Here is a 12,668-nt window from a genome sequence, read left to right on the forward strand (position 1 = left end):
CCAGTTCAGGCACTAAAGATCAAACAGTGATCAACCGCTCGCGCAACTTGCCAATCTCGTCGCGCATCTGCGCCGCTGCTTCAAACTCCAGATCACGCGCCAATGCATACATCTTCTCTTCCAGGGCCTTGATACGCTTGGCGATCTCGCCCGGCGAGCGCAATTCGGCTTCGTACCTGGCGTTCTCTTCGGCGGCCTTGGCCATGCCCTTGCGCTTCTTGCTGCGCGAACCCGGCACTGTGGCGCCTTCCATAATGTCGGCGACGTCCTTGAACACGCCTTTGGGCGTGATGCCATTGGCCATGTTAAAGGCAATCTGCTTGTCGCGACGACGCTCGGTTTCGCCGATCGCCCGCTCCATGGAGCCCGTGATGCGGTCGGCATACAGAATCGCCCGGCCATTGAGGTTACGCGCCGCCCGCCCGATGGTCTGGATCAGCGAGCGCTCGGAACGCAGGAAGCCTTCCTTGTCGGCATCGAGGATCGCCACCAGCGACACTTCCGGCATGTCCAGGCCTTCGCGCAACAGGTTGATGCCCACCAGCACATCGAAGGTGCCGAGGCGCAGGTCGCGGATGATTTCGACCCGCTCCACGGTGTCGATGTCCGAGTGCAGGTAGCGCACGCGCACGCCGTGGTCGGCCAGATAGTCGGTCAAGTCTTCGGCCATGCGCTTGGTCAGCGTCGTGACCAGCACCCGCTCTTCCAGAGCGACACGCTTGGTGATTTCCGACAGCAAGTCGTCGACCTGGGTCAGTGCCGGGCGGATCTCGATTTGCGGGTCCACCAGCCCGGTCGGGCGCACTACCATGTCAATCACGCGCCCGGCGTGCTCGGCTTCATAGTTGCCCGGCGTCGCCGAAACGAAAATCGTCTGCGGGCTGATGCTTTCCCATTCATCGAAACGCATCGGCCGGTTGTCCAGGGCCGAGGGCAGGCGGAAACCGTATTCGACCAGGGTTTCCTTGCGCGAGCGGTCGCCCTTGTACATGGCGCCCACCTGCGGAACGCTGACGTGGGATTCGTCGATCACCAGCAAGGCGTCGGCCGGCAGGTAATCGTAAAGGGTTGGTGGCGGCGCGCCGGCTTCGCGACCGGACAGGTAACGGGAGTAGTTTTCGATGCCGTTGCAGTAACCCAGTTCGAGGATCATCTCCAGATCGAAACGGGTGCGCTGCTCCAGTCGCTGGGCTTCCACCAGTTTGTTGTTGGAGCGCAGGTATTCCAGGCGCTCCTGCAACTCGACCTTGATGCCTTCGACCGCGCCCAACAGGGTTTCCCGGGGCGTGACGTAGTGGCTCTTCGGGTAGAAGGTGAAGCGCGGCAGCTTGCGGATCACTTCGCCGGTCAATGGATCGAAGGCCGACAGGCTTTCCACTTCATCGTCGAAGAGTTCGATGCGGATTGCTTCGAAATCCGATTCCGCCGGATGGATATCGATCACATCGCCGCGCACGCGGAAGGTCGCCCGGGCGAATTCCATGTCATTGCGGGTGTATTGCAGGTCGGCCAGGCGGCGCAGCAACTCACGCTGGTCGAGCTTGTCGCCGCGATCCACGTGCAACACCATCTTCAAATAGGTTTCCGGGCTGCCCAGGCCGTAGATGCACGACACCGTGGTGACGATGATCGCGTCCTTGCGCTCGAGCAATGCCTTGGTCGCCGACAATCGCATCTGCTCGATGTGGTCGTTGATCGAGGCATCTTTCTCGATGAAGGTGTCCGAGGACGGCACGTAGGCTTCAGGTTGGTAGTAGTCGTAGTAGGAAACGAAATACTCCACCGCGTTGTTCGGGAAGAACGCCTTGAACTCGCCGTACAACTGCGCCGCCAGGGTCTTGTTCGGCGCCAGCACCAGCGTCGGGCGCTGCACCTGGGCGATCACATTGGCGATGCTGAAGGTCTTGCCCGAGCCGGTCACACCGAGCAGCGTCTGGTGCGCCAGCCCGGCCTCGATGCCCTCGACCATCAGGCGGATGGCTTCCGGCTGATCGCCGGCGGGCTCGAAACGGGTGACTAGCTGGAATTCAGACATGAAATACCTCTGGATCACTCTTGCCGGTCAAACCGGCACGAACGAGAAAGACCGCAAACGACCGATGTCGCCCGAGGAAAAAACTGGATTGTGCTCAATGTGGAGCCGATTGCCAGCGCTTTCAAGGCAAACGTCCTGCATCACGCAAAACCTTTGCCGAGACCATTCGACTGACGGTCGATAAATAATCGGAAAAACTTGCCTTAAAAGGTAAATCGCCTGTCGCCAGCCATCGCCGATGGCCTCTATACTAGCTCCCCGTTTGTGCACCGCTCTAGTGCATTCGGCTGGAGCGCGACACGTCCCTCCACTCTCCATTCAGAGCCGCCGCAATAATGAGCCTGTTCTCCGCTGTCGAAATGGCACCACGCGATCCAATCCTGGGCCTCAACGAAGCATTCAACGCCGATACCCGCACCAGCAAGGTCAACCTGGGGGTCGGTGTTTACTGCAACGAGGAGGGGCGAATTCCACTCCTGCGCGCCGTTGTCGAAGCCGAAACGATTCGCGCCGCTCAACACGTTTCCCGTGGCTACCTGCCAATCGACGGCATTGCCGCCTACGACCAGGCCGTGCAAAAGCTGCTGTTCGGCAATGATTCGCCACTGCTCGCCGCTGGCCGCGTCATCACCACCCAGGCCGTTGGCGGTACTGGCGCTCTGAAAATCGGTGCCGACTTCCTCAAGCAACTGCTGCCGAACGCTGTCGTGGCGATCAGCGACCCGAGCTGGGAAAACCACCGCGCGCTGTTCGAAACCGCCGGTTTCCCGGTGCAGAACTACCGCTACTACGATGCCGCGACCCACGACGTGAACCGTACCGGCATGCTGGAAGACCTGAACGCGCTGCCGAACGGCTCGATCATTGTGCTGCACGCCTGCTGCCACAACCCGACCGGCGTCGACCTGAGCCCGGCGGACTGGAAAAACGTCCTGGAAGTCGTTAAAGCCAAAGGCCACGTGCCGTTCCTCGACATGGCGTATCAAGGTTTCGGCGATGGCATCGACGAAGACGCCGCTGCCGTGCGCCTGTTTGCCGAGTCGGGCCTGACTTTCTTCGCTTCCAGCTCGTTCTCCAAGTCGTTCTCGCTGTATGGCGAGCGCGTAGGTGCCCTGTCGATCGTCAGCGAATCGAAAGAAGAAAGCGCGCGCGTGCTGTCGCAGGTCAAGCGCGTGATCCGTACCAACTACTCCAACCCGCCGACCCACGGTGCCAGCGTTGTCGCTGCCGTGCTGAACAGCCCGGAACTGCGCGCCCAGTGGGAGGCCGAACTGGCCGAAATGCGCCTGCGCATTCGTGGCATGCGCACCCAGATGGTCGACCTGCTGGCAAAAAAAGCGCCTCAGCGCGATTTCAGTTTCGTCGGTCGTCAGTGCGGCATGTTCTCCTACTCCGGCTTGAGCGTTGAGCAAGTTCATCGCCTGCGCAACGAGTTCGGCATCTACGCCCTGGACACCGGCCGCATCTGCGTGGCTGCTCTGAACCAGAGCAACATCGAGGTGGTGACGGACGCGATTGTCCAGGTCATCTGATTCAGCCTTGAAATGAAAAACGGGAAGCCTGTGGCTTCCCGTTTTTTATGGACCATCGATATTCCCCTAGACTGAGTCAGATCAAGGTGTGGGAGCGGGCTTGCTCGCGAAAGGGCCAGCAGCTCCAACACCGATGTCTCAGTCAGATCGCATTCGCGAGCAAGCCCGCTCCCACAGGTTTGCGCACACCTGAATGACCTATGAGAACCCACATGAAAAACGATGACCTGCGCGCCGACCGCGATGACCTGGATGACCTGGATCACTTCATCCCCCGCGCCCCGGCCAAACGCGGCAACAACCTGGTAATGCAAGTCGCTGCGGGTGTATTCCTCGGCGGCCTGGCCCTGTGGCTGGTGCAATTGGGTGCCACAGCGCTCTACGCCAAACTGATGGTTGCCACCATTACCTTCGGCGGTTAAGACAGTTCGGTCGCACGCTGGCTGGCAGCGTCGTCGTAGGCGACATACAGCGATTCGGCGACCTGGCTCTTGATCGCCTTGGTGCTTTCCAGCCCCAGAACGAAACCTTCGGCCTTGCCACCCGCGCGGTTCAATGCTTCAGCGGTGCCGGCCTGAGTGATGGCGTCGAACAACTTTTCGGCATGGGGGCCGACACCCTTGGGCAGGCTGATCTGAGAGATGCTCATGGGTGCACCCCGTGGTGTCGAGGTGTGAGGGTCAAATGATTCATGGCGCGTACCTTTTCGGCGAATGGCCGGCAGCGCGTGTCACCACTTCCGGGCGACCATGGTAGACCTCCGTGGCGATCCTGGTAACCGCCAATCGCCGCCAAACCACCGCCCGTCCCGATAATTCGCTCCAATTGTTATTCGATGCTTGACTTCTCTTTTTGAATCAGTAAGATACGCGCCATTCCGCGATAGCTCAGTTGGTAGAGCAAGTGACTGTTAATCACTGGGTCCCTGGTTCGAGTCCAGGTCGTGGAGCCAGACAGCAACACCGAAAAGCCCCTGAATCGAAAGATCCAGGGGCTTTTTTGTGGCCGATGAAAAGCCATCTCTTGAAAAGAAAAAAGGGCCGATCTGTCTATTCGACAGATCGGCCCTTTTCAGTCGCCGTGAACGTCAGACATGTTCACTGCTTTTCGCGTGCACCGCCCGTGGTTCTGCCCCGCCGTGTTCCGATTCCAGCACCGGAATCTCCTTGCCGTCGCAATCGTGCAGCTTACCGTCGCTGAAGTAGTCCCCTTCGCGCAACGCCGCCAGATCCTGATAACGCAGCACCCGCTCAGTACCGGCCGCAAACACCGATTGCTGATCGGAGTTACCGGCGGTGAGGTGGTTGAAGGTCAGGTTCAGCACGATGGCCATGATCGCCGACGAGCTGATGCCCGAATGGAAAATGGTCGCGAACCAGCTCGGGAATTGATCGTAGAAGCTCGGTGCCGCGATCGGGATCATGCCGAAGCCGATGGAGGTGGCGACGATGATCAGATTGACGTTGTTGCGGTAGTCGACCTTGGACAAGGTCCGAATGCCGCTGGCCGCGACGGTGCCGAACAGCACGATGCCGGCGCCGCCCAGTACGGAGGTCGGCACGGCGGCGATGACCCGCCCCATGAAGGGCAGCAGACCGAGGAGCACCAGGAACAAACCGCCAGTGGCCACCACGTAGCGGCTCTTGATGCCGGTGACCGCCACCAGCCCGACGTTCTGGGCAAAGGCGCTCTGGGTGAAGGATCCGAAGATCGGCGCGAACATGCTCGACAGCATGTCGGCGCGCAGACCGTTGCCCAGGCGCTTGGAGTCAACCTTGGTGTCGATGATTTCACCGACCGCCAGAATGTCGGCCGAGGTTTCCACCAGCGTCACCATCACCACGATGCACATCGACAGGATCGCCGCGAAGTGGAAGGTCGGCATGCCGAAGTGGAAGGGTGTCGGGAAGCCGAACATCGGCCCCTGGGTCACGGACGAGAAATCCGCCATGCCAAGGAACACCGCGATCACCGTACCGACGACCATGGCCAGCAGGATCGACAGGCGGGAGATGGTCGCACTGCCGACTTTGCTCAGCAGCAGCACCAGCACCAGCGTCACCGCCGCCAGACCGATATTCGCCATGCTGCCGAAATCCGGTGCGTGGCTGTTGCCGCCCATGGCCCAGCGCGCGGCTACCGGCATCAGCGTCAGGCCGATGGTGGTAATCACGATGCCGGTCACCAGCGGCGGGAAGAACTTGGTGATACGCGAGAACACCGGGGTTATCAGCAATCCGATCAGGGACGCCGCTATCACCGCCCCCAACACCGACTGGAACCCGCCCTCCCCGCCACTGCTGACAATCGCCACCATGGTCGCGACGCCAGAGAAGGATACGCCCTGCACCAGCGGCAACTGACAACCAAAAAACGGTAGACCCAGGGTTTGCAGCAGCGTTGCCAGCCCCCCCGCAAACAATGAAGCAGCAATCAACAAACCGATGTCCGCTGGCGAGAGCCCGGCCGCCTGGCCGATGATCAATGGCACCGCAACGATACCGCCATACATGGTCAGAACATGTTGCAGGCCATAAGCCATATTCGCGCCGATCCCTAGGTTTTCGTCCTCGGGCCGTTGGTGTGAAACATGGGGCGTTTTCATGGAGGGGGTTCCCTGGTTTTTGTTATGCGCACACTGTATGCAAGACACAGGACAAATGTCTATAGAGTTGTATACAACTTATCGGTCACAAAATGGATACTTGTCCATTTTCGCCTGATAGCCCCCCTTCTGATCCCGCCAAAAACCTTGAAATACTTCCCTCGCTGCCTCCCCCCCAAGTGCTGACTAGTCTTTCGAACTCCTGGCGACCATCGGTATGACTCGCCTCTTTTTTATACATATAAAGTATGCATAATGAAGCCATTCGACATTCAGTTCCACAGGGCAAAGAACGCAGCCAACAAACTCAAGCACCAAGGCATCAGCCTCGCAGAGACTGAACCGGTATTCCATGACGAACGAGCGCTGACCATCGAGGACAACCACCACGACGAACAACGCTGGATCACCCTGGGGCTGGATGCCAAAGGCCGTTTGCTGGTCGTCGTGTACACCTACCGCGATCCGAATTTCGTTCGAATCATTTCCGCGCGCATCGCCACCAAAAGCGAGCGCCGTCAGTACCTGGAGACATGACCGATGAAAGACGAATACGACTTCAGTGACGCCAGGCGCGGGGCCGTGGCGCCCGCCAAAGGCAAGACCCGCATTACCATCATGCTCGATGACGCCGTCATCGAAGCCGCCCGGGCCCTGGCAGAACACGAGGGGTACGGCTACCAGACGGCAATCAACAATACGTTGCGCCGGGCCCTGCTCAACGAAGGCAAGAGCGCAAAACTGAAACAAACCCTCACGCCTGCCGAACTCAAGGGCCTGGAGCAGAAACTGGCAGAGGCCTTGCGCGAAATTCAACGGGTGATGGCGCCGGGTGTTCGGCCCTGAAACGCAAAGGGCCGATCAATCTGACCCGCCCTTTGTGATGCCTGCGATCAGCCCGCTATTGCGGCGCTGCGATCAATTGCTCCAGCGTCCGCGCCAATTGCGCCTGTTCCGGTACGCGGATGCCGAACTCACTGCCCAACAGGCCAATCAGTTCCTGCACATCCGTCACCTCCCGCCGCTCGCTGTCATGGCCGATCCGGTGAATGGCGAAACTGCCGTTGCTGAGCGTACGGCGCCAGCCCTCCCCGGTGCGCGCCACCATCAACTGCCTGGCGAAAATCGATTCGGGGTGGGTCGAGACGTACCAGTTGCCTACAGCAAAATCGATATCTTCCTGGCGTTGCAGGTCGAAGATGTACATCGATCGCCATTCACCGGCTACGTTGGCGCGCAGGGTAAAGCCGTCGACGTGCAGGTCGATGCGATACGATTCGTGCGGGGTGAGTTGTTCGGCGCGGGAATCGAGCAGCAGTGGCGCGGTCGGCACCATGCCGCCGAAGCCGACGTCGGTGATGTAGCGTACGTCATCAATGATGACCAGGCTCAGGCGATGGGTCCGGGCCGTCCAGGCGCCCTCCGGCTGCCCCATCACTACCCGACCGCTGATGGCGCGGGCGTCGAAACCCAATTCCTGAAGCAAGGCCAGAAACAGCTTGTTGAGTTCGTAGCAATAACCGCCACGGCCCGCATGCAAGACCTTCCGCTCGATGGACGGCAGGTCGATCAGCACCGGTTCGCCGGATAACGTGGTGAGGTTTTCAAACGGAAAAACCCCGGTATGGCGCAGTTGCAGTTGGCGCAAGGTTTCCAGGGTCGGTGCCGGGGGTGCATCGAAGCCCAGGCGTTGCAGATACAAAGCACGGTCAGTCAGGCGTGGCTCGCTCATCGTTCAATCCTTTTGCACGCAAGCGGCGGATTGCTCCGCCAGTGGTCGCTATGTATACGGGATCAGGCACGGCCACCGACAATTGATTTAGCCAATCATTCGTCATGAAAAACTCAACGCCGCTTGCGCGAACCCAATTGAATCCAGGTCGGCGCATGGTCGCTGGCGTGGGGCTCATTGCGCACCCAGGCATCCACCCCGGCGTCTTGCAGGTACGGACTCAGGGCCGGGTTGAGCAGCAGATGATCAATGCGCAGACCGGAGTTTTTCTGCCAGTGCTGGCGGAAGTAATCCCAGAACGTATAGAGCCGATCCTGCGGATGCAGGTGCCGCAATGAATCGGTCCAGCCCTGGTCCAGTAACCGCTGGTAGCACTCGCGGCTCTGCGGTTGCAGCAAGGCGTCCTTGAGCCATGAGCGCGGGTTATAGATGTCCAGGTCGGTGGGCACCACGTTGTAGTCACCCGCCAGCACCACCGGATGTTCACTGCCTTGAAGCACCTGCGCATGACGGATCAGGCGCTCGAACCATGCCAGCTTGTACTCGAATTTCGGCCCCGGCTGCGGGTTGCCGTTAGGTAAATACAGGCAACCCACCAGAACCCCGTGGACTGCGGCTTCCAGATAACGACTTTGGTTGTCGCTGTCATCGCCGGGCAACCCGCGCCGGCTTTCCAGCGGCTGCGCATCCCGCGCCAGGATTGCCACGCCGTTCCATGACGCCTGACCCTGCCAGATGGCACCGTAGCCGAGTGCTTCAAGCTCGGCAGCCGGGAATGCGCTGTCCACTGCCTTCAGTTCCTGCAAGCAGGCGATGTCCGGTTTTTCCCGTTCAAGCCAGGCCAGCAGGTTGGGCAGCCGGGCGCGCAGGCCATTGACGTTGAACGTGGCAATCCGCAGTTTCTTCATGACCGGACACTCCTGAGGACTAGGTGCCTGAACTGTGACACCTGCCCATTTCGGTGGTTGCATCCGTGGTCCCGGGGGCGGCAGCACCTTGAGCGCAAGCTGGTCGATTCGAGGGTGTACGCAAATTTCCCACCCGACACAGCTCAACTGTGGGAGCGGGCTTGGCCATGAATCGGTGGCCCGCCAGGACCCCGCGCCACTCGTCAACCGGATCGGCACCCACCGTGTGCCCTGTCACACTAACATCAGGTAACGACTCATCCTGGAGACGACCATGATGAACATAAAAATGACTTCGCTGCTCATGGCCGCATGGTTGGCGGCTACGTCCGTGGCCACCTTTGCGGCGTCCGGCGAGGGTCCTGGCGCGTCCGGTACGGCACCCGGCGCAACCCGCAGTTCAACCATGCAGCCAGACAGCAACAGGACCGGCTCCCCCTCCAGCGACTCAGGCCGCAGTCATGGATCCGGCTCGTCAATGGGCAGCACCGGCGTCAATGGTCCGGGCAGTGGCGCGGGCGGTGGCACCGGTGCCCCCGGAGGTGGAACAGGCGGCGCTGGCGGCGGGACGGGCAGTTGGACAAACAAAAGCAGCCAATGACATGACGTCGTTGGCTGCTTTTTTCGTCCTGGGCTTACAGCTGCTTGATCGCCGGCGGGTTCCACTTGCCATTCAGCGCCTCGGCTTTCGGGCCATACAAACGCATGGTCAGATTGAATGAGCCTTTGGGCGCCGGCAGCCAATTGGCTTCCAGATCCTTGCCAGGGCTTTCGTTCTGGAAATAGAGGTCCAGCGAGCCATCGGCGTTGTGCTTGAACGGCATCCAGCTACTGACTGCAAAACGGTTGAGTGAGTTGCCGACCTGGAAACCTTGCGGGTCATACAGGGTGATCGACCAGAAAGCGTTAACCGGCGGTGTCTCGCCCTTGCTGAAATGCAACACGTATTTGTTCGCGCCATCGAGTGGCTTGCCGTTGCTGTCGCCGATGTTCAACGGATAAATCGCGTCCTCGGGCAGGTTGGCGCCGAGCCCCACCTGCGTAACAATGGCACGCTTGAGGTAGTAGTTGCCGTAGACGCCCATGGTGTCGGTGTTCATCGACCAGCCATTGACCTCCCGCGCCAGGGTCGGCACTTTCCAGGTCATCAAGGCCTGCGCATCCTGAGGCACCTTTTGCAGTGCGGCCTGGATTTGTGGGTCCAGCGCGTCCATGTTGAACGACTTGCCGACTTCGATTCCAAGACGCTTGATCTGCGCCAGCATTGGCTGGTCGGTGCTGTGCGGCGGGTTCACCTTCAGCAACTCGGCAGCGTAAGTGAAGTAATCGGCAGCCGACATGGAGTCGACCTGAATCTTCGGTGGCGTTTTCATGTCCACCGCTGGGTCGACTTTCACGGTGACGGCTTCAGGCTCCTTGCCTAAGCGCGACAACGGCGTCACCGTGTAGCCGGCCTGGATCTTGTGCACCGCCGCGTAATCCTCTGCGCCGTCAGTCTTGGTCCTGCCGATGACCCAGACAAAGGGCGTTGGCGCCGGCAGATGGCTCATCCCGGCAGGCACCGCGCCCGTCCAGCCCGGTGGCGTCACGAGGAATTGTCCGGCCTCGGTGCCCGTGGTGCGCCAGCCCGGCGACGCGAAGACGTCGGTCCACATATCGAGCATTGGCAGCAGGTAGAAGCGTCCATCGGTATTCGGCGCGGCGATCACCAGCGGCTCCTTGCTCAAGTCCAGCCAGGCAATCGAATACAAGGTGTCGAAGTTGGAGCGCACCACCCCTTTGAAATCGGCTGGTGGGTACTGCGGCACACTGACAAACATGTTCATCGGGCCCTTGCCGAATTCCTTGCCCGGCTCGATGTTGGTGAATTGCTTGCGGGTGACGTCCATGCTCAGCAGCGGGTAAAAATAGATGTAGGCATCCACGCCGATGGCATGCGCTTCTTCAGCGGTGATTTTCGGTTGCGCTTGGCTGACCAGCGGAAAAATGGCAGCGGCTGCGACGGTCAGAGCAACGGCTGTCAACGTTTGAGGTAGCAACATGTTGGCGATCGTCCTTACGTGGGAGAGCCTGCCGGGTTCGACAGCGCTAACGGAACTCTAGACGATCAATTCTGACTGGCCAGCAAGACGGTCCACCGGCACAAAAGCACTTCAACGATCGGAGCGCATCAATGCCTCGCCACCACCGGCCATCGACAATGTGGCCACGCGGTTGCGACCCGAATGCTTGGCTTGATACAACGCCGCATCGGCCCGCTCGACAAACACGTCCATGCTGTCAAGCCCCGAGGGCACGAACGAATAGCAGCCCAGGCTGACCGTCACGTAGCCATTGGGTGAGCCGGTGTGAGTGATGTTCTTGTCGATGACACTGCGACGGATCTGTTCGGCAATCGTCATGGCGCCGTGAATGTCGGTGTCGGGCAGCAGCACCGCAAACTCTTCACCGCCGTAACGCACCGCCAGATCGGCCTTGCGGTGGCAGCAACTCTTCAGCGCACGTGCCACTTCGGCCAGGCAGTGATCCCCCACCACGTGGCCGTAAGTGTCGTTGTAGCGCTTGAAGTAATCGATATCGAGCATGATCAGGCTCAAGGAGCTTGCCTGCCGGGCACCGCGCCCGAACTCGATGTCCATCGCCCGCTCGAACAACCGGCGGTTGGCCAGGCCGGTCAGGCTGTCATGCGTGGCGATCAGCTCCAGTGCTTGCTGGGCCCTGCGCAAATCCGACTCGACCCGCTCGCCCACGCGCACCTGACGAATGAACACCCAACCGAACAACCCCACGCCCAGCAGCACCAGGGCAACGATGAGGCTGGAGCGGTACGCCGTGTCGTACCAGTCCGCGAGAATGGTCTGTGTGGACGACGCAGCGGCGACCACCAGCGGATACGCCTCCAGCTGGCGGTAACCGTACAGGCGTGTCACGCCATCGATGATGGACGTGAACATCACATTGCCAGAGTTGGCCTGTGGCAGGAACTTCTGGAAGATCTCGCCCTGGGCCAGCGACACGCCGATCTGCGCCTCTACAAAGGGTCGACGCGCCAACAAAGTGCCATCGGTCAGGCCGAGAAACATCGAGCCGTTGTCGTCGAGGCTGAAGCTTTTGAAGAACTGGTCGAAGTACGACATCTTGATGCCGGCCAGCAATACGCCCTGGAAATGGCCGTTCCTGTCGTTGACCCGCTTGGAAACAGGGATGATCCACTCGCCGTTTTCCCGACTGCGGATGGCCGGGCCGATATGCGCCACCGACGATACGTTCTGCTGGTGATACTTGAAGTACTCGCGATCAGCGACCCCGGTACCCCGGGGCAGGTTTTCAAACGAGGTCACCACCCACTGGCCCTTCTGGTCGAACAACAGGATGCCGTGCAATTGATCCAGTGCCAGCACTCGCCGGGCAAAGGTCTGCTGCAAGCGAGGTCGCATGTCCTGGCCGAAACCGTCGACCTGAATCCAGTCCACCAGGCTGGTCAGCACCAGGTCAGCCTTCATGAAGGTGTCTTCGGCTTGCTGCGCCATTGCCCGCGTCAGGTTCGAAGACGCCACTTGCGCCAGACTCAGATCATGGCGACGGGATTGCTCCAGTTGCAGGTAGAGCAAACCGCACAGGCACAGACACACCGTGGCAATGAACAACACCGCGGCCTTGCGCAGCGGTATGCGTTTCAGTGCAACGCCAGGGGCGTGGTCCGGGTTGTTAAAGCGCGTGGGCAAAAGTTCATCCTGTCAGGGACAAGGCATGGGCAACGGCCCAAAGCCCTCAGTTTTTGTGGGCCGTAGTTTACGGGGTTATCCACGACAAAGGGGCAACCACTTGCCCGGTGGCGCTGCAAACATGACCCAGG

General features: G+C 60.2%; 12 protein-coding genes and 1 tRNA gene. 6 read left to right on the plus strand and 7 right to left on the minus strand.

The window, feature by feature from the left end; all coding sequences use genetic code 11:
• Positions 1 to 19: 19 nt before the first annotated feature.
• The gene (uvrB, locus tag PPUTUW4_RS17640) at positions 20 to 2,035 is read right to left on the minus strand and encodes an excinuclease ABC subunit UvrB (RefSeq protein WP_015095909.1); all 2,016 of its coding nucleotides are present in this window, start codon (positions 2,033 to 2,035) and stop codon (positions 20 to 22) included.
• 335 nt (positions 2,036 to 2,370) lie between these two features.
• On the opposite strand from uvrB, the gene PPUTUW4_RS17645 reads away from it, so the two are divergent.
• On the plus strand, positions 2,371 to 3,567 hold the full coding sequence (locus tag PPUTUW4_RS17645) for an amino acid aminotransferase (protein WP_015095910.1): 1,197 nt from the start codon (positions 2,371 to 2,373) through the stop codon (positions 3,565 to 3,567).
• A gap of 212 nt (positions 3,568 to 3,779) precedes the next feature.
• Positions 3,780 to 3,989, plus strand: a complete 210-nt coding sequence (locus tag PPUTUW4_RS17650; RefSeq protein ID WP_007986927.1) for a hypothetical protein — start codon at positions 3,780 to 3,782, stop codon at positions 3,987 to 3,989.
• On the opposite strand, the gene PPUTUW4_RS17655 is transcribed toward PPUTUW4_RS17650, so the two are convergent.
• Positions 3,986 to 4,216 carry a hypothetical protein gene (locus PPUTUW4_RS17655; RefSeq protein WP_015095912.1) on the minus strand — a complete coding sequence of 77 codons (231 nt, stop codon included), beginning with the start codon at positions 4,214 to 4,216 and terminating at the stop codon, positions 3,986 to 3,988. The genes PPUTUW4_RS17650 and PPUTUW4_RS17655 overlap by 4 nt on opposite strands.
• 227 nt (positions 4,217 to 4,443) lie before the next feature.
• On the opposite strand from PPUTUW4_RS17655, the gene PPUTUW4_RS17660 reads away from it, so the two are divergent.
• Positions 4,444 to 4,519: transfer RNA gene (locus PPUTUW4_RS17660), tRNA-Asn, on the plus strand.
• 135 nt (positions 4,520 to 4,654) lie between these two features.
• Here PPUTUW4_RS17660 and PPUTUW4_RS17665 read toward each other — a convergent pair.
• Positions 4,655 to 6,172 (minus strand): nucleobase:cation symporter-2 family protein, encoded by a 1,518-nt coding sequence (locus PPUTUW4_RS17665; RefSeq protein WP_015095913.1) that lies wholly within the window; start codon positions 6,170 to 6,172, stop codon positions 4,655 to 4,657.
• A 255-nt stretch (positions 6,173 to 6,427) separates the two neighbouring features.
• On the opposite strand from PPUTUW4_RS17665, the gene PPUTUW4_RS17670 reads away from it, so the two are divergent.
• Together PPUTUW4_RS17670 and PPUTUW4_RS17675 are read left to right on the plus strand one after the other, a co-directional pair.
• A complete protein-coding gene (locus tag PPUTUW4_RS17670; RefSeq protein WP_015095914.1) occupies positions 6,428 to 6,709 on the plus strand; it encodes a BrnT family toxin in 282 nt (93 codons plus the stop codon).
• Positions 6,710 to 6,712: 3 nt separating this feature from the next.
• Entirely contained in the window at positions 6,713 to 7,018 is a 306-nt protein-coding gene (locus PPUTUW4_RS17675; protein WP_015095915.1) for a BrnA antitoxin family protein, read from the plus strand.
• A 55-nt stretch (positions 7,019 to 7,073) separates the two neighbouring features.
• On the opposite strand, the gene PPUTUW4_RS17680 is transcribed toward PPUTUW4_RS17675, so the two are convergent.
• Together PPUTUW4_RS17680 and PPUTUW4_RS17685 are read right to left on the minus strand one after the other, a co-directional pair.
• Positions 7,074 to 7,904, minus strand: coding sequence for an arylamine N-acetyltransferase (locus PPUTUW4_RS17680; protein WP_015095916.1), 831 nt, complete (start codon positions 7,902 to 7,904; stop codon positions 7,074 to 7,076).
• Positions 7,905 to 8,017: 113 nt separating this feature from the next.
• Complete coding sequence (locus PPUTUW4_RS17685) at positions 8,018 to 8,812, minus strand: exodeoxyribonuclease III (RefSeq protein WP_015095917.1); 795 nt, start codon at positions 8,810 to 8,812, stop codon at positions 8,018 to 8,020.
• A 274-nt stretch (positions 8,813 to 9,086) separates the two neighbouring features.
• Between PPUTUW4_RS17685 and PPUTUW4_RS30365 the strand changes: the two genes are divergently transcribed.
• Positions 9,087 to 9,413, plus strand: coding sequence for a hypothetical protein (locus PPUTUW4_RS30365; protein WP_015095918.1), 327 nt, complete (start codon positions 9,087 to 9,089; stop codon positions 9,411 to 9,413).
• A gap of 34 nt (positions 9,414 to 9,447) precedes the next feature.
• Here PPUTUW4_RS30365 and PPUTUW4_RS17690 read toward each other — a convergent pair whose 3' ends face one another.
• Both PPUTUW4_RS17690 and PPUTUW4_RS17695 read right to left on the minus strand, forming a co-directional pair.
• Positions 9,448 to 10,854 (minus strand): DUF1254 domain-containing protein, encoded by a 1,407-nt coding sequence (locus PPUTUW4_RS17690; protein ID WP_015095919.1) that lies wholly within the window; start codon positions 10,852 to 10,854, stop codon positions 9,448 to 9,450.
• Positions 10,855 to 10,965: 111 nt separating this feature from the next.
• A complete protein-coding gene (locus tag PPUTUW4_RS17695; protein WP_015095920.1) occupies positions 10,966 to 12,537 on the minus strand; it encodes a GGDEF domain-containing protein in 1,572 nt (523 codons plus the stop codon).
• Between the last annotated feature and the right edge of the window lie 131 nt (positions 12,538 to 12,668).

It is taken from the genome of Pseudomonas sp. UW4 (assembly GCF_000316175.1).
Taxonomy (GTDB): Bacteria; Pseudomonadota; Gammaproteobacteria; order Pseudomonadales; family Pseudomonadaceae; genus Aquipseudomonas; species Aquipseudomonas laurylsulfatiphila.

Excerpts from the sequence above, each read along its gene's own strand:
- PPUTUW4_RS17685 (WP_015095917.1), bottom strand. The coding sequence starts at position 8,812 with ATGAAGAAACTGCGGATTGCCACGTTCAACGTCAATGGCCTGCGCGCC.
- PPUTUW4_RS17645 (WP_015095910.1), top strand. The coding sequence starts at position 2,371 with ATGAGCCTGTTCTCCGCTGTCGAAATGGCACCACGCGATCCAATCCTG.
- uvrB (WP_015095909.1), bottom strand. The coding sequence starts at position 2,035 with ATGTCTGAATTCCAGCTAGTCACCCGTTTCGAGCCCGCCGGCGATCAG.
- PPUTUW4_RS17670 (WP_015095914.1), top strand. The coding sequence starts at position 6,428 with ATGAAGCCATTCGACATTCAGTTCCACAGGGCAAAGAACGCAGCCAAC.
- PPUTUW4_RS17690 (WP_015095919.1), bottom strand. The coding sequence starts at position 10,854 with ATGTTGCTACCTCAAACGTTGACAGCCGTTGCTCTGACCGTCGCAGCC.
- PPUTUW4_RS17665 (WP_015095913.1), bottom strand. The coding sequence starts at position 6,172 with ATGAAAACGCCCCATGTTTCACACCAACGGCCCGAGGACGAAAACCTA.
- PPUTUW4_RS17675 (WP_015095915.1), top strand. The coding sequence starts at position 6,713 with ATGAAAGACGAATACGACTTCAGTGACGCCAGGCGCGGGGCCGTGGCG.
- PPUTUW4_RS17655 (WP_015095912.1), bottom strand. The coding sequence starts at position 4,216 with ATGAGCATCTCTCAGATCAGCCTGCCCAAGGGTGTCGGCCCCCATGCC.
- PPUTUW4_RS17680 (WP_015095916.1), bottom strand. The coding sequence starts at position 7,904 with ATGAGCGAGCCACGCCTGACTGACCGTGCTTTGTATCTGCAACGCCTG.
- PPUTUW4_RS17650 (WP_007986927.1), top strand. The coding sequence starts at position 3,780 with ATGAAAAACGATGACCTGCGCGCCGACCGCGATGACCTGGATGACCTG.
- PPUTUW4_RS30365 (WP_015095918.1), top strand. The coding sequence starts at position 9,087 with ATGATGAACATAAAAATGACTTCGCTGCTCATGGCCGCATGGTTGGCG.